General features: G+C 46.0%; 13 protein-coding genes. 8 read left to right on the top strand and 5 right to left on the bottom strand.

Going from position 1 to position 17,341, the window contains the following annotated elements; genetic code table 11:
• Positions 1 to 398: 398 nt before the first annotated feature.
• Positions 399 to 4,835 carry a response regulator gene (locus tag RID09_RS15295; RefSeq protein WP_446336787.1) on the top strand — a complete coding sequence of 1,479 codons (4,437 nt, stop codon included), beginning with the start codon at positions 399 to 401 and terminating at the stop codon, positions 4,833 to 4,835.
• 213 nt (positions 4,836 to 5,048) lie between these two features.
• Here RID09_RS15295 and RID09_RS15290 read toward each other — a convergent pair whose 3' ends face one another.
• The 5 genes from RID09_RS15290 to RID09_RS15270 form a co-directional block, all read right to left on the bottom strand.
• The gene (locus RID09_RS15290) at positions 5,049 to 5,507 is read right to left on the bottom strand and encodes a GUN4 domain-containing protein (RefSeq protein WP_446336786.1); all 459 of its coding nucleotides are present in this window, start codon (positions 5,505 to 5,507) and stop codon (positions 5,049 to 5,051) included.
• A 104-nt stretch (positions 5,508 to 5,611) separates the two neighbouring features.
• Positions 5,612 to 5,911, bottom strand: a complete 300-nt coding sequence (locus tag RID09_RS15285; protein ID WP_446336785.1) for a putative quinol monooxygenase — start codon at positions 5,909 to 5,911, stop codon at positions 5,612 to 5,614.
• A 229-nt stretch (positions 5,912 to 6,140) separates the two neighbouring features.
• Positions 6,141 to 6,494, bottom strand: a complete 354-nt coding sequence (locus RID09_RS15280; protein WP_446336784.1) for a DUF1257 domain-containing protein — start codon at positions 6,492 to 6,494, stop codon at positions 6,141 to 6,143.
• A 144-nt stretch (positions 6,495 to 6,638) separates the two neighbouring features.
• Positions 6,639 to 8,150, bottom strand: coding sequence for a stress-responsive protein Ycf46 (ycf46, locus tag RID09_RS15275; RefSeq protein WP_446336783.1), 1,512 nt, complete (start codon positions 8,148 to 8,150; stop codon positions 6,639 to 6,641).
• 96 nt (positions 8,151 to 8,246) lie between these two features.
• A complete protein-coding gene (locus RID09_RS15270; protein ID WP_446336782.1) occupies positions 8,247 to 8,597 on the bottom strand; it encodes a hypothetical protein in 351 nt (116 codons plus the stop codon).
• Positions 8,598 to 8,868: 271 nt separating this feature from the next.
• Here RID09_RS15270 and RID09_RS15265 point away from each other — a divergent pair, with 271 nt between their 5' ends.
• The 7 genes from RID09_RS15265 (at position 8,869) to RID09_RS15235 (ending at position 16,836) form a co-directional block, all read left to right on the top strand.
• Positions 8,869 to 9,372, top strand: a complete 504-nt coding sequence (locus tag RID09_RS15265; RefSeq protein ID WP_446336781.1) for a hypothetical protein — start codon at positions 8,869 to 8,871, stop codon at positions 9,370 to 9,372.
• 172 nt (positions 9,373 to 9,544) lie between these two features.
• The gene (locus RID09_RS15260; protein WP_446336780.1) at positions 9,545 to 10,222 is read left to right on the top strand and encodes a response regulator; all 678 of its coding nucleotides are present in this window, start codon (positions 9,545 to 9,547) and stop codon (positions 10,220 to 10,222) included.
• A gap of 839 nt (positions 10,223 to 11,061) precedes the next feature.
• A complete protein-coding gene (gene ggpS / locus RID09_RS15255) occupies positions 11,062 to 12,570 on the top strand; it encodes a glucosylglycerol-phosphate synthase (RefSeq protein WP_446336779.1) in 1,509 nt (502 codons plus the stop codon).
• 116 nt (positions 12,571 to 12,686) lie between these two features.
• On the top strand, positions 12,687 to 14,375 hold the full coding sequence (glpD, locus tag RID09_RS15250) for a glycerol-3-phosphate dehydrogenase (protein WP_446336778.1): 1,689 nt from the start codon (positions 12,687 to 12,689) through the stop codon (positions 14,373 to 14,375).
• A gap of 92 nt (positions 14,376 to 14,467) precedes the next feature.
• Entirely contained in the window at positions 14,468 to 15,496 is a 1,029-nt protein-coding gene (locus RID09_RS15245; RefSeq protein WP_446336777.1) for an NAD(P)H-dependent glycerol-3-phosphate dehydrogenase, read from the top strand.
• 417 nt (positions 15,497 to 15,913) lie between these two features.
• A complete protein-coding gene (locus RID09_RS15240) occupies positions 15,914 to 16,075 on the top strand; it encodes a hypothetical protein (protein ID WP_446336776.1) in 162 nt (53 codons plus the stop codon).
• Between the two features lie 44 nt (positions 16,076 to 16,119).
• Complete coding sequence (locus RID09_RS15235) at positions 16,120 to 16,836, top strand: Uma2 family endonuclease (protein ID WP_446336775.1); 717 nt, start codon at positions 16,120 to 16,122, stop codon at positions 16,834 to 16,836.
• Positions 16,837 to 17,341 lie beyond the last annotated feature (505 nt).

The following is a 17,341-nucleotide window of genomic DNA, read 5'->3' as shown; positions in this document are numbered from 1 at the left end:
TGACATCAGTAGGTTGGTGAAAATCAACCCAACTCCATTAACTTATGTAAACCCCCCTCAAACTCTTACAAAGGAAGTAGCTTGCTTCTCGCTCCCTTGAGTATAACGAATGACGAATGATAGACAAATGACGAACTCCCCTAATCTTCTCGCCTAAATCCGCCCCGATCAAAAGACAATAATTTTAATCGGTAAAAATAAAAATTCACCCATCCTTTACTTAATTTTTATTCAAACAATTTCCTATTTTCATCTCCATCTGTGTCGGCTACAGTGTAAGAGGACATCCCATTAGGGTGACATTAATTTTCTGCAAAAGTTTTGTCAGACTATGCCACCTGATCATCCGGAATGTTCTGATAAATCTCCGAAGGACAAAAGAGTGACGGGAGACAGATATGAAACTGAAAACAAAATTTATCTCAGGCTTTCTCGGAGTGGCATCGCTGGTCGCTGTTTTAGGAATTATTACGATTCAAACAAAGAAAAATGTTGATGATAAATTTAATCAGATTACCGAGGGTACAACCCGTCAACTGGTGGCATTAAACCAGATTAAGGCAGCCTCCTTACGGTTAACCAATAAAGCCTATAGTTATGCTGTAATCGAAGGAAAATCTACCGAAACATCGCCAACATCTCAAGACGAGGAACCTGAAAAACAAGCCAAAATTGACTTTCAACAATCCGTTGCGGCTCTAGATCAGTATTTAGCCGAATTCAACTCCTTTTCCAATACGGCTCAAGCTCAAAGTTTTTATCGGGAATTGAAAGTCAGTAAGCTACTCTTGGCAAAAATCAGCCAGGAAATTTTAGCCTTAGATGACGCCAACTTCCAACGGGCTGATATCTTGGCGAAACGACAAGCTTTGGAGAATGCTGAAGACCAATTTTTAGCCGTTGTTGATCAAGCGATTACCTTTCATACTAATACTCTAGAAGAAGAAAATAAAACAGCGAATCGCAGTTCAACCTACTCGCTGATTATTAATCTCACGGCGATTACTGGAGTTGTCGCGGTATCGATTATTTTCGGTATCGTTTTAGCTGATCGCGTCACCAAGCCGATTGTTAAGCTCAAAGAAGCCGCCTCGAAAATTGGCGAAGGGGACTTCGATACCTATGTTGAGGTGCACACCAAGGACGAGCTGAGTGTCTTGGCTGATGCCTTTAATCAGATGAGTAAACAGCTTCAAGAAACCACAGTTTCTAAATCCTATCTCGATAATATTATCAGTTCTTTGAGTGATGCACTCATTGTGCTGAATAAAAATATTAGAGTAGAGAGTTTTAATGAAGCCACATTATTCTTATCCGGTTATTCCCCGAAAGAACTGCGGGATCAGCCCTTAGATAATTTTTTTAAAGAAGATAACTTTTTAGCTCATTTACAAGCCAACGACTCTCAACAAAGTGGGTTTCTAGGTCGGTATGAAACCACCTTTTTTACGAAAAAAGGTGACCCCATTCCCGTATCGGTTACCGCCTCGGTGATGAAAAATTCAGTCCACAAAATTCAGGGAATTGTTTGTTTAGTCCAAGACATTTCTGCTCGCAAACGGGCAGATGAAGCACTGCGCCGCCAAGCGTTAATGTTTGAAACGATTTATGATGGCGTTATTGTCACAGATTTAAACGGTCATATCCTAGACTGGAACCCAGCGGCAGAACGTATTTTTGGCTATGAAAAAACAGAAGTGTTAGGTCAATCCTGTGGTATTATTTACCAACCTGATGCAGCCACCGCTTTAACTCAACAGATGCTGGATAGTTTACTCCGTGAAGGACGCTGGACACAGGAGATTGAATTTATTCGTAAAGATGGCAATAAAGGGGTTTGCGAAACCGTGGTTGTGCCATTGCGGGATGAACTGGGTAAGCCAATTGCCGCAATCGGGGTTAATCGGGATGTTACAGAAAGAAAAGAGTATGAAAATAAACTGGTAGAAGCGCGGGAAGCAGCAGTCGAAGCCGCCCGGGCAAAAGCTCAATTCTTGGCAAATATGAGCCATGAAATACGCACACCGATGAATGGAGTGCTGGGAATGAGTGAATTACTCTTAACCACAGATCTTAATCCCCGCCAACTGGATTTCGTTAAAACCTTGCAAGTAAGTGGTGAACATTTACTGGGCGTGATTAATGATATTCTCGACTTCTCCAAACTCGAAGCTGGAGAAATGCGCCTCGATGTCGATGAATTGAATATTAATCGGTCTTTGGAAGATGTTTTAGATTTGTGTTCTCCCCAAGCCGAAGCCAAGGATTTAGAATTAGCGTTGTTAGTGGATACCGATGTACCCCGACGACTGATGGGAGATGTTGGTCGCTTGCGCCAAATTTGCACCAATTTAGTGAGTAATTCGATTAAATTTACCGAGTCTGGCGAAGTCGTGATTCGGGTGTCGGTTCATCAGGAATTGGCGGAACAGGACAAAATTCAACTGCGATTTGCGGTGCGGGATACGGGAATTGGGATTCACCCAGAGGATAAACGGAAACTCTTCCAAGCCTTCTCCCAAGTCGATTCCTCCACCACCCGCAAATATGGGGGAACGGGTTTAGGGTTAGCCATCTGTAAGCAACTGGTAGAAATGATGGGGGGTGAGATTGGCGTCGAGAGTCAACTCGGTGTGGGTTCGACGTTCTGGTTCACAATTACCTTTGGTACAGTGGCGGCGGGTACCCAGGAGAATGAGAGCGATCGCATCTTTAGTAATTTACCCATTTCCCCCGAATCTCTGCAAGGGAAACGGGTATTAATCGTCGATGATCGCCCGATTAATCGCCAAATTGTCAAGTATCAGTTAGAAGCCAGAGGCATGGAGGTAGATGAAGCCGATAATGGTATTATTGCCCTCAACGCCATGCAAGCGTCTGCCGAAGCGGGTAAACCCTACGATGTAGCGCTACTGGATATGAAAATGCCCAAAATTGATGGATCTACCCTAGGACGGTTGATTCTCGCAGAACCGGATTGGGCAAAAACCAAGTTAGTCCTAATGACTTCGATGCACGCCGGGGATTCCGCCCAACCTTTGCTCAAAAGTGGGTTTGCCGATTATTTAGTTAAACCGGTGAAAGAATCTCAGTTGTTGGAATCATTACAGAAAATCCTGGCGTCTGAGATCCCAGCCACCCTGTTCAGTACCCAGTCGGCTATCCCTGACCCCTCTCAGCCAGCACCCCAATCCACTTGCCTAAAAATTCTCCTGGTAGAAGATACACCAATTAACCTGAAGCTGGTGCGCCATCAGGTGCAATTATTGGGACATGAGTCTGAGTCGGCAGAAAATGGTCAAGAAGCCCTTGACAAAATCGCCCAAAATGACTACGACATTGTGTTAATGGATTGTCAGATGCCCGTAATGGATGGCTACCAGGCAACCCAGACACTACGCCAGCGAGAAGGCACAGACCGTCATACAATAATTATTGGCATGACCGCTTACGCCATGCAAGGCGATCGCGAAAAATGTTTGGCAGCGGGAATGGATGACTATCTAAGTAAGCCCGTCATGGTGAAAAACTTGGCACCGGTATTAGAGCGATGGTCATCAGTTGTCAAAGGAGTCTCACCCAAACCCGAACGTCCATATCCGGCTCAATCCACGAGTAGTCTGCTCTCTGATGTCGTGGACTGGAAGCGTCTCAAGGAAATCTCTGAAGGTGATCCGGCATTTCAACTGGAGTTAGTCCAAGGCTTTATCAAAGAGGGCGCTAGTTTTATTAACCAGGCAAAACAGGCATTAGTCGATAAAGACTGGGTAATGGTTGCCAATAAAGCCCACCAACTTAAAGGTGCCAGCGCCTCAGTCGCCGTGCAAACTATGCCCGATGTGGCGGAGGAACTGCGACATCAGGCAATCACCAAAAATGCGGAGAGTAGCGCTAAATTAGTTGGGGAGTTAGAAAAACTCCTTGAGCAGCTAAAAGGACATATCGACCTAAATACCACCTCGCTGAGCGAGGAACTACCCAGCAAAGGATGGGATTTTCAACAAGAGGTTGCTGCATTGGCAGCAAAGACATCGAAATTGAAAACGGAAACTGACCAACAAATGCCACTAACTCTTTTGTTAGTGGAAGATACACCAGTTAACCTGAAATTAGTCCAGCACCAAGTTCGCCTCCTCGGTCATCAGTGGGATTCTGCGGAAAATGGTGAAAAAGCTCTGGAAAAATTGGCACAGAATGACTATGACATCGTGTTAATGGATTGTCAGATGCCGGTGATGGATGGCTATCAAGCCACGCAAACATTACGGCAACGGGAAGGTACAGACCGTCATACGATTGTGATTGGCATGACCGCTTATGCGATGCCAGGGGATAGAGATAAATGTATCGCGGCGGGAATGGATGACTATCTCAGTAAACCTGTGATGGTAAAAGAACTGAAAGTCATGTTACAGCGATGGTCGTTGGTGGTTAAGGAAAATAAGGCAAAACAAACTAATTCGATAGACAGCCAAAATAGAGCGGAAACGACTACAGATCCCGTCGATTGGAGTGCATTGTCAGAGATTTCTGGTGGTGACCCCGAGTTCCAGTTGGAATTAGTAAAAGGATTTATTAATGATGGGTCAACCTTTCTCACCCAAGCCCAGCAAGCGTTAGCGGATCAAGACTGGGTAATTTTGGCAAACAAAGCACATCAACTTAAAGGTGCTAGTGCGTCTGTGGCGGTGGAATTAATGTCAGATTTAGCATGTCAACTCAATGATCACGCCCACGAGAAAAATCTAGAGGAGGCGAAGAAATTAGTGAGTCAGATGGAGGAAATTATGGCACAAGTTAAGGCGTCGGTAGCAAAGAAAGCAGCGGCGGTATAGGATGAGCTACAGCCCTCCCCCCTAGCCCCCCTTTGAAAGTAGGGCGACTTCATTGTCCTCGAAGAAAATTTAAGGAGCGGGGGGAGCTGGGGGAGAAAATGAAGCCAATATTGAGACTATTATTATCACAATCCCACGCTTAATTATTTTCTCTCGTGAACATGAATTAGCCCTGCCCTTTGAAAGGGGGGAGAGGGGAGCGTGATATTTGTTCTAGATATTGCACGCACTAACACGATACAACAGATCATCACGAAGATTTCCCCATGCTAACCATCCCACAACTCCACCCCCAGGGAGATGTCCTATCGGTGCATTCTGATTAAACGTCAGCTCATTGTAACTCTGCCACCGATTAGATACCCGCCATCCAATCCGATCAGCAAATGCCATTAAATCCTTTCCTGATTGCTCATAGATTCGCTTTTGAACACTAAAACCAAATTTACCACTGCTGTACTTGATCCAAAGTTGATCAATCTGCCTAAGTGCATGACAAGGAAATTGCTGAATATCCTGATTAGTTAAATAGCCGCGTTTATCTGCACCCGTAATCTCCAGGAGAATTGTAAACGTTTCCTCGTCTGCTTCTTGCCACCGCCCTGCTGCCAGTAGTTCGTTGAGTTTGGTATAGTTTGCCCTTTCAGAAGAGCTTAAATTATCTTCAAGCATAAGTTTTCTTGTAAATCAATATACAGTAGAGATTTGGTATCCTAATCACCCAGTTTTTTCTACTGTATAACTTGATCAATCATTTCCTACCCGAATCAGAACGATTAAGCCAACAATACATAATGACGTATATCTGGCGGTGAAGCGAACAACTCTTCGCCTTCTAAAAACCCTTGCTGAATGTGAGCCGAGTCCAAATGTAGCCTCCAAGCTTGCTCACTTTCCCATTCTTCCACAAAGGCAAACTCCGTGGGAATCGCCGGACTTTGTAATAACTCGTAAGTGATACAACCTGCTTCCTTGCGCGTTGCTTCAACAATTTCTAACAGCAGTGCTTTGAGTTTCTCTTCTTTTCCTGGACGCGCTACCACACGAGCTAATACTCGCATTGTTGAGTTGACCATGATTATCAATCCTCTGCGTACATCTCCTCACCTATAAAAGGCTACCGCAGTTCGTAACGCGATCGCAAACACAAAAATACGGCGGAGCAACTCCCTGGATGAGAGATTTTCCCGCCGTTATTATATTATGGAAAAGACTAGAACATTTGTTCTAAAACCTTTTGAAAAAACGGGTCAACCCCAAATAAATAAATTGGTTAACCCGTAAGCTTGGGAACGCCTAGATGGACTATTTTTGTACCACCAGTTTAACGTTGGCATTTTGTAAGCCACGTTGTTTGACCTCTGCTAAGGTCTTGTTAACGGCGTACTTCTGGTTGATCGAGTTGATCAGTTCGGTTTGGTTGTGCTTTTTAGCAACACCCCACAGGTCAGCGATCAGGTCAAAGGAACCATCGCCATTGCGAGACCAACCGAGGTCATACTCGCCTTCGAGAACAGCAACGAGGTCTGCACGAACCCGTTGACCATTGTAGCCGCGCACATCAGCTTCCGTTTTCACGGAAATACCCAGATCGCTCAAAGAAGCCTTTAAGATTTCGGCATCGGTGATCTTGGTACGCAGAGTGCTAAAGTGAGACATTTTAGATTTCCTCCAGTAGAGATAGAAAACAAACGACAACGTAGCTTTTTTCTTGGGTATGCCGCTGTTACATTGCGGCGTCTTTTGAAACTGCTAGCAAGTATTTGCTAGCCTTTCCTCCTGTTGGGAGCAGGAGAAAGCCTGTTAGAACTCCATCCGCTGATATTCAGCAACGGAGGATGCAGCAGGTCGCGCTCTCTGTCTTGCCCAGTCCCTCAGGGCTGTGACCTGCTCAGTCATTGTCCGAGAAAGCGGTAGCGTTGCTTTGATTGCCGCTATAATATCCAGTTGGGTGAATTCCCGGTCTTGAGCAAATGCCTCGTACATTGCAGCGATGAGGGCTTGCTCAATTTCTGCACCGGAAAAACCATCACAAATTGTCGCCAACTGTTCGATATCAAAGCGCTCTATATCTCGACGCCGCTTACTCAGATGAATCTTAAATATTTGCTGACGCTCTTCTTTATTCGGTAAGTCAACAAAGAATATTTCGTCAAATCGACCTTTGCGGAGAAACTCTCCCGGTAGCCGTTCTACTCGGTTCGCTGTCGCCATGACAAATACAGGCGATGTTTTCTCTTGCATCCACGTTAAGAAGGAGCCAAAGATGCGGCTAGAGGTGCCACCATCGGAGTCAGCCGAGCCACTGCTCCCCGCAAAAGACTTGTCAAGCTCATCAATGAAAAGGATGGCGGGTGAAATCGATTCTGCTGTTTTTAGGGCATTTCTCAAGTTGGCTTCTGAGCGACCAACCATAGAACCATCATAAACCCGACCCATATCTAACCGCAACAGCGGTAGTCCCCAAAGGCGAGAGGTTGTCTTGGCAATGAGAGATTTTCCGCATCCGGGTACTCCCAGAATCAGCATCCCTTTGGGTTGGGGTAAACCATACTCTCTTGCACGTTCGGTGAAGGCGTTTGATCGCTGTTTCAGCCATCGCTTCAGCTCTTCTAAACCACCAACGGCATCAATGGTTTCATCCTCTTCAATATACTCTAAAATACCATTGCGACGAATGAGCTGTTTTTTCTCAGAAAGAACAATATCAACTTCCCCTTCCGTGAGACGCCCTGCTTTAACTTGGGCTTTGCGATACACTTTCTCAGCTTCATCTCGCGTCAGACCTAATGCCGCTTTCAGGAGTTTCTCCCGCGTTTCCGTAGTGGTGCGACGCCCTTTTGTTTTTTCCAATTGCTGAGACAGCACTTGGTTGAGTTCAGTCAAATCAGGTAAGGGGTAGTCGAGAACCACCACTTCCTTCTCTAACTCGATCGGCACCTGCTGCATGGGAGACATGAGTACAATCGTCTTCTGAGCTGCTTTGAAGCTCGCTATAGCATCCCGCAGCCATCGGGTTGTTGCTGGAGAATCAATAAACGGATGTAGATCCTTAAATATATAGATACCAGGTTCTTTTTGCTGAATAACCCATTGAATAGCAGCTTCTGGAGAGACTGTATTGTGTTGGGTGACGTGGCGTGATTGACCATACTCCACAATCCCATGGGTGACAGTCCACACAAATACGCGCCGTTGCTGATTTTTATTTTGAGCAATCATGGCTATTGCCCGTTCTGTCCGCTCTTCCTCTGACGTCACCAGGTAGATTAGAGGGTATTGAGCTTGAATGAGAATACTTATCTCTTCTTGCATGACTATCGACCTACTTAGAGACGGCACAACCACTGCCCAAACATTGTTAATAGAACTCTCGCAGTTAGCTGTTTTTGTACTGTTTTTGTAACACTATCAACAAGGAACGAGTTCCTCTTCGCCCTGAGAATCGGTACGGGAGTTAACTTCTTCTCGCACTTTCTCCACAGGCAGTTCATCATCCAGAAGGCTGGGTTGATTGTTCAGGGAAACCATATCTCCATCTTTTATAACCACTGAGCTAGAACATTCGGGGCAATTGTATACCCGATGAGTGTTTCCGTAGGATGCTTCTACCTCATCAACCACTTCCGGGTGGCGTAGATAGAATACGATTGCTCTCTCGACCATCGCCGACATCGAGTCTGAATCAACGGCTGCTCTAATTTTGAGCTGGCGATGAAGTCCTGGTGGAAGATACAACGTAACTTTTTGCTTGTCTTGCATATGATTTTCAATCGTTTTACCCGGGTATGTATGCCAGATTATCGCCATTTTTTCTGGCTGTCAATACCTCAAGCCAGCATGACGGCATTTTTGTAATATTTCTTTACATTATCCAGTTCTCATACCAGACTGGGCGGATAAATCTAAGGTGTGGGGGAGCAATTGTCGAGACTCCTAGGCGTGGAACTATGGCGAGCTGGGGTAGACAAGGAGGAAGGAATTTTTCCCAATCACCAATCACCACTTGAGACAGACAAAGGACGAATGACAAATGACCACAAAGTTCATTGCTCGAATCGCGCCACTGGCTGTCTTACTCGTAAGCTGTCAGGGTACTAACGTGGATTTGCCAGAAACCTGGAACACCTACCGCAACCCCCGCTTCAACTTTGAGTTCCTCTATCCCAGTAATTGGATACCCTTTCCCATACCCGACAATCTTGATGGTCGAGCTTTTCGCGATCCTGAGAATCCAGACTGTGAGATTAGGGGATGGGCAGAATTTGCCGAACTGGGAACCCCATCACCTGAGAGTACATCCAAACCACTCAATCCATCTCAACCTCAGAATTTCCTCACTGAACAAGGTGAAACAGGTAAACTCCAGGTAGACCTTGACCCTGAGATCAGTGTGATTACACTGACCCTGACACAGGACAATGTAAGCTACAACTGGCAGGGACGCTGTGAGAGCGAACAATTTGCTGATTACTATCGCTTTTTCTACTACATTGCTCGTCAGTATCGTCTCCCAGTACCCGATGAGAACCAATAGAGCCAAATCCGCATCACCGACTATAGGAGTTCGTAGTTGCGCTGTCTTCGCCATCATCCTCCCCATCACCAACGACAAACCTTAAATTGTATGCGGCTATCCATCTAGGGGACACAATGTTTGTAAAATACGGAAGTGCGATCGCGCCTGCTGCGTTACTTGGGTACAAACCATGTCCTCAGAACTTCCCTCCCCAACTAATTCCCCCACAAATTCCCCACCCCTGCGAGTGGTGATTGTAGAAGATGACCCCATGATGCAGCTTGGCTTAGAACAATCCTTATCCACTAACCCCCAGCTTGAACTGGTGGGACAAGCTGAAGATGGCTATATGGGCGTGGAAATGACCAAACAACTCAAACCTGATATCGTGGTCATGGATATTGGTTTACCGCGTTTAGATGGGATTGCTGCTACTCAGCAAATTAAAGCGGAACTCCCTGAGGTGAGAGTGGTCATCTTAACCTCTCACACCACTGATCGCGAAATTATTGCCTCCCTCTCTAGCGGCGCTGATGCCTACTGTGTCAAAGGATCAAGTGTAGAACGATTACTCCAGGCGATCGCAGCGGCGGCTGAAGGCGCGACTTACCTCGACCCTCAAATTGGTCGTCAAGTTCTCAAGCATTTGTCTCCCCCTTCTCCCAAAGGTAATGTTTCCAATTTGTCACAACGGGAGCTAGAAGTCTTAAAACTCATCGTCGAAGGCTATAGTAACCCAGAAATTGCCGCTCAACTTTACCTGAGCGCCAATACCGTTAAAACCCATGTACGCGGGATCATGAACAAACTCTCGGTTGATGATCGGGTACAAGCGGCGGTGGTGGCGTTGCGAGCGGGAATAGTTTGATTGTCATAAGTCATTCGTGAGACGAAGTATTCTGCTAAATTTTACTAAAATTTACACTTTTTTATACTTTTGTAGTATAGTAGCTACAGATAGCTACTCGATAAGGAAACCTGCCGATGGCAGATATCATCCATAACCAGAGTGTAAGTGATGAATCCTTGTCCACTTGATGTCAGACTCTTGTTGAATTCTGAGGTATCCCAGTTTTGTTGTTAGCTTTGGCTCAAGTAAACTCTCGCCAACCTGCTACGACGTTAGTCGTATGGACAGAGTACTGAGTACGGCAAATAGTAATCGAGGTTGAACACAATTCCCCTAGGATTTGATGGCACAGCCAGTTTAATCTGTACATTGGCGGTTTTGTCATCAAAATTAGACTGTTGAGAGTTTTTTCGATCGAATAATGACTTCCAATCTGTTTCAAATAGTTGTCACCGCTCTAAATCAGCGGATTTTGGGGGCTTGCAATCAACAAAAGCCTGGATTAAACCAATATCTGCAATGCTGTAGCGCTCAGACTTTCCCCCTGTTGAACATCTCTATAGGACAAACCCAGACCCTATCCATTGCAACCTTCAAAAACATCATGGTTGGTAATATAAGCAAAACGGGTAATGGGTTCAATCTTTACTTCCTGTCAGGAGAATACTGACTGGGTTTTCCAGCCTTTGAGTAACGAGATACTCTTAGAGTAAGCCAAAAGTCAAAGGTGAAAATCATCACTGTGGACAGCCTAAAACTCTAAATTCATCGAATCTATCAAATTTATTTTCTCATCCAAGTTGCATTGGGATCGGGAATCGTACCACTGTTAATGGTAAACACCTGGAGGTAGTTGCATGAAATCATCACTCGTTATCCTTTATCATCGCGAACCTTATGACGAGGTTGTGGAAAATGGCAAAGTGCATTATCGGGCAAAGAAAAGCCCCAATGGTATTGTACCAACCCTAAAAAGTTTCTTTGCCGGCGTCAATCAAGGCACCTGGATTGCTTGGAAACAGGTGAATGCTAAGCAGAAAGCTAACTTTGAGGAGCGGATTGTTGTCGAAGGTGAAGGGAACTACAACGTTCGTCGGATTCCCCTCTCCGCCGATCAGGTCAAGCATTTCTATCACATCACCTCAAAAGAAGCATTTTGGCCCATTCTGCATTCATTCCCCTATCACTTCACTTACGAGACATCAGATTGGGAAAACTTTCACACGATTAACCGTCTATTTGCCGAAGCCGCCTGTGACGAAGCAGCAGATGATGCTCTAATTTGGGTGCATGACTACAATCTATGGTTAGTACCCTACTACATCCGGCAGCTAAAGCCGAATGCTCGGATTGCGTTCTTCCATCACACTCCCTTCCCCGCTGCGGATATTTTCAATATCTTACCTTGGCGGGAAGAAATTACCGATAGTTTACTCTGTTGCGATATCGTTGGCTTCCATATTCCTCGCTATTCAGAGAACTTCGTCAACGTGGCTCGCAGCCTGCGCCCGGTAGAAATCCTCAAGAAAGAACCCGTACCCAAGCATATCACCCCGACGGGAATCGCCTTGGCTGAGCCAGAAATGACCACGCAGCTAAGATACAAAGATCAATTAGTCAACCTCGATCCCTTCCCTGTCGGCGCTAATCCTCAACAAATTCTCTCCATCCTGCATAAGCCAGAAACTCAAAAACGGTTTGAGGAAATTAAGGAAAGCTTAGGCGATCGCAAGTTAATTATCTCAGCCGGACGAGTAGACTACGTCAAAGGCACTCGTGAAAAGCTAGAAGCCTATGGACGCCTGTTAGAGCGTCGTCCGGACTTGCATGGCAAAATTAATATGCTGGTCACCTGTGTGGCTTCAGCGTCTGGAATGCGCGTCTATAAAACTGCCCAAACTCAGATTGAGCAGTTAGCCGGAAAAATTAACGGGCGGTACGGGAACTTAAACTGGCTACCGATTATGCTATTTACCCAACCCATTCCTTTACCGGACTTACTCTGTTACTACAAAGCCGCAGATATCTGCTGGACAACTCCCTTGAGAGATGGTTTAAATCTGGTTGCGAAGGAATATATCATCACCCACGAGAAAAAAGAAGGTGTATTAGTCCTCTCGGAGTTCGTCGGTGCAGCCGTGGAACTACCCGATGCCATTTTGACCAACCCCTACTCCGTCGATCGCATGGATGAATCGATTGATCAGGCGCTGGCTATGTCTCCGGAAGAGCAAAAGGAACGCATGGCAAAAATGTATGACATCGTAACTAAGTACGATATACAGTGCTGGGCAGATCACTTGTTTGAGATGTTTGAGAAAACCAAACCTCAGACAGCGAAGCAACCGGAAGCAGTGGCTGTTTGATCGGGAAGTTCCAGGGACGTTTTGAGTTAACGTCCTTGTCGCCCTTCCCTGATTTGTTCATTTTGCATAGTCGCGACTACTGTGGAAGTTAGATTAGATGTTACTCAAACGGGATCATGCGTGATTTTCAAACCATCCAGAGCCAAACCTACGATTTAATTGTCATTGGAGGTGGCATTAATGGTGCTGGTGTCGTCCGAGATGCGGCTTTGCGAGGTCTTAAAACCATTTTGCTGGAGAAGGCTGACTTCTGCGGTGGTACAACCAGTTGGTCAACGAGATTAGTTCACGGTGGCTTGCGCTATTTGGAATATTTTGAAATAGCCCTAGTGCGGGAATCGCTACGGGAGCGAGAAATTCTCCTGCATACAGCCCCCCACTTAGTCAAGCCCCTAATGCTGACGATTCCCATCTACAGCGATCGCTCTCGTCCCTATTGGAAAATTCAAGCGGGGATGCTGCTCTATGATATCTTGAGCTTCGAGAAAACCCTGCCCCCCCACCGGATGCTGCCCAAACAGAAGTTTAATCAGCTCTTTCGCCATCTCGATCCCGATGGTTTAGTCGGTGGAGCGCAATATTATGACGCTCAGGTGGCGTATGCGGAGCGTTTAGCACTAGAGAATATTATCTGTGCAGAACTTGCGGGAGCAACGGTTCTCAACTATGCACAAGTGACCCAATTGCAGCGCCAAGGCGATCGCATCACCAGCGTTACGTGCAAAGATGCCTTAACCGGAGAAGAATTCACCGTCCGAGGGAGCGATCGCGCCGTGGTGGTGAATACAGCCGGTCCCTGGGTAGATAAGGTTTGTCAGTCTGGGGTGCAAAATGGACAATCAGCGCCCATTGGTAAGGATAAAAAACTCGGTCCGACCAAGGGAAGTCACATCATTGTCCCTCCCTTCCCCGGCGCTCCCGAAACAACCTTGTATGTAGAAGCAAAAACGGATGGTCGTCCGTTTTTTATTGTGCCATGGTTAGGTATGTATCTGATTGGCACCACCGATCTGCGACATCAAGGTGCCCTAGACTCAATTAAGGCAGACAACGAGGAAATTGATTATTTACTCACCGAAACCAATCGGATTCTGCCCACTGCCCAATTGTCCCGCCAAGATGTTAAATTTACTTACGCGGGAGTACGTCCTTTGCCCAATGCAGAGGGGAAAAAACCGGGCAGTGTCACCCGCAGCCATATTCTCTATGACCATACCCCAGAGGGTGTGAACAATCTAATTTCTCTAATTGGCGGCAAAATTACCACCTATCGCCAAGTGGGTGAAGAGATGGTGGATAAAGTATATCGCAAGCAGGGACGATCTGCCCCCCCTTGTCCTACTTACGAGAAACCCTTACCGGGAGCCATTTTACCCAGTGATCCGCGCCTAGAAAAAGCGCTGCAAGACTATCGCACCTCATTACCCTTGGCGACAATCCATCACCTGTTTGATATATATGGGGCTAAGGCGTTGGATATTTTAGCGCTAACGGACGAGGAACCGGAATTAGCACAAGGGATTACACCGAACTTGCCCGATATTAAAGCCCAAATTATCTATGCGGTGCAGTCGGAATTTGCGCGGACGTTGGTGGATATTGCCCGTCGCCGTACTAGCTTAGCCATGCATACCAACTATGGCTTTGATATTCTGCCCGTGCTAACCGACACCCTGTCTCAATATGGGGGCTGGAGTTCGGCACAGTGCGATCGCCAAGTTGAGGAGTATCGCGCTTATATGGAAGCCAATTGTATTCCCAATTACGCGATAGCGACTCAGAAACAGACACAAACAGTGAGTTGATAATCTTTTTAAAGGCAAAAGAATGCATCTGATTCTTTTGCCTTTGACCATTAACTTGACCTATAAATTATTGAGTTCAATACATCAAATCTATGGTGAGCAATCTGACAAATTCTCAATCCAGCTCATCTCAAGCTGATCAGAACCCACAAGCCAGTCAGGCTCATGCACAATCCACGCGCCGACCTGCACCAGAAGCCACCCTCGCCATTCTCGGCGCTGGTGCTTGGGGTCAAGCCTTGGCAACGATTGCTAGACATAAGAATCATCAGGTTCGACTTTGGTCTCGCAGCAGCACCGAATCCCTAGAAGAGGTATTGGCGGATATTGATATGCTAGTCTCTGCGATTCCCATGAAAGGGGTAGTGACGACGGCGGCGAAGATTCAAGAAATTGGTTTACCGGATTATGTGACAATTATTACCGCCACCAAGGGATTAGACCCGGAAACGACTCGTACCCCTTCTCAAATCTGGGAAGCCGACTTTCCTAACCATCCGATTGTGGTACTTTCAGGTCCAAATCTCTCCAAAGAAATTGAGCAAGAACTCCCCGCCGCCACAGTGGTGTCGAGTACAGATATGGCAGCCGCTGAGGAAGTGCAAACGGTATTTTCCTCCAGTCTCTTCCGAGTCTACACCAGTCCAGACCCCATTGGTACAGAACTGGGAGGAACTCTGAAAAACGTGATTGCGATCGCGGTTGGGGTTTGTGATGGTCTACAATTGGGAACCAATGCCAAATCTGCCTTAATTACCCGTGCGTTAACTGAAATCCTTCGGATCGGGACTCACTTAGGAGGACAAACAGAAACCTTCTTCGGATTATCGGGCTTGGGCGATATGCTAGCCACTTGTAGTAGTATACTCAGCCGTAATTATCGGGTCGGCTACGGTTTAGCCCAGGGGAAAAGATTGGAGCAAATTCTCGAAGAATTGCAAAGTACAGCCGAAGGGGTAAATACAGCCAACGTATTGGTTAAAATTGCTAATCGAGAGCAGATCCCCATACCCATCTGTCGGCAAGTTTATCGTCTACTCAACCATAAAATTACGCCCCAAGAAGCAGTAGAAGCATTAATGGAGCGGGATTTAAAGCCAGAATTTTGCGATCTGTTCTAAACATAAGTCCGCTCGCTCGTAGTAGCGTTGTCTTGCCGATAGATTTCGCGTCAACTGTTAGAAGAGAGATGGCGATCGCTCTTAGTTGCTCCACACCCTTTATTGCAGGACAGATGAGACCGATTGAATCACACCCTGCCGCCGGCTCACGATTAAATGACACAGATTGACACAGAAAACCGTTTCCTATCTTTCTCAATCGAATATGGTAATTGTGTCCCCACATCTGTAAACCGGCAAAGTAGAAATCGCGAGGAAAATGATTAGGGTTTTAGATCAAGATTTGGGCGAGTAGGGACTGCGATCACAAACCTAATAGAATGGATGGTTCTTGGTAGGGGCGCACAGACGTGCGCCCTTGTGGTAAATGGCGTCACTGATGATGATCTAGAAGCGGTGCGACGGTTGAGGTAGAAATTGTCATTAGTAAGTATGATCGCCTGTTGGTTCATGGTATACTTTTCATCGTGGGAAAATGTGCCTACCTATAAACTCGATAAAGAAGCTTGCAGACAAGAACATAGAAAGAGCGATCGCATCCAAAACGCGGTTGGCATCCAGAAAGAGTTTGATGAATGACCAATCAAATACAATGAAATTAGTTGTCGCTCCCTGACCGACTCATGCTAGAGTACAACCCATTAGATTGCTTCCCCTGTGCAGAAGAGCTGCCTGATTCTGACGATACGCCAGTGGATAATGAACTGCAAGATTTGATTCCCTCATTACTTAAAGCTGTCCTAGCGCTGTTGTGGGAGAATCGCTGGGATTGGTTCTTTGGCGTAGACATGGGAATTTATTATCACCCCAAAGAACCAGCGATTGTACCCGATGGGTTTTTGAGTTTGGGGGTACAACGATTTATTGATGAAGACTTGCGCCTGTCTTATGTGTTATGGGAAGAGCAGGTTGTACCCATGTTGGTGCTGGAGGTAGTATCTCACAAGCGTCGCGGCGAATATAGCAGCAAGAAAAAAATCTATCGGGAAATGGGGGTACTCTACTATGTAGTGTACAATCCCCTGCGGCGTCGTAAAGCCCCGTTGGAAGTTTATAGGTTAGTGGATGGGGTATATGAGTTACAGTTTGGTAATCCGGTGTGGTTACCGGAAATCGGATTAGGGATAGGAACAGAACGAGGCAGCTATCAGGGAATAAATCGAGAGTGGTTGTATTGGTACGATGAGCAACGACAAAGGATATTGACGCCAGAAGAACAGATTGCTCAGGAGAAACAACGCGCAACAGAAGCAGAACAACTGGCTCAACAAGAGCGACAACGAACAAAATTGTTAGAGGAGAAACTGCGATCGCTAGGCGTTGATCCAGATAATTTGTGAGAACACAGATGACACCGATTTAATCACATTCTGCTGTAAACTCACGCTTAAATGACACAGATTGACACAGAAAACCGTTTCAAGCGATCGCGCGGACTAGGTTATAACGGGGGTAGCTAACTTGGTATTGTAACAATTACCTTGTGTCAAGGACATGGCAAGGGCGGGTTTAGTCAAGTTATCGGTTGCTTTCAGAACGTTATCGGTCAAACCCGCCCCTACACCTTGGATTCCTCTTGCTGTATTGGCAGACGGATAGGATATTATGGCTGAATCCCTATCACTAGGCAAACTTTATCAACAGTTGCTTGAGGGGAATGCCAAGGGTTCTTCAGGACTTATTATGCTAAAATGTTAGTTAATACCTGAATAAACACAGTCGAAAAATGAAGAAACAGCTTACTCAACTTCTTAGTTTGCAAGGCGTTATAGTTAAATCTAAAAAAAACCTTGAAAAAGCCTTAGTGTTAGAAGTTGAATCCCAATCGAAAACGCCAGCTTGTCC

The sequence above is a fragment of the Coleofasciculus sp. G1-WW12-02 genome, assembly GCF_040219735.1.
Taxonomy (GTDB): Bacteria; Cyanobacteriota; Cyanobacteriia; order Cyanobacteriales; family Coleofasciculaceae; genus Coleofasciculus.
Note: the sequence above shows the minus strand (reverse complement) of the source record. Positions and strands in the feature narration are given on the sequence as shown.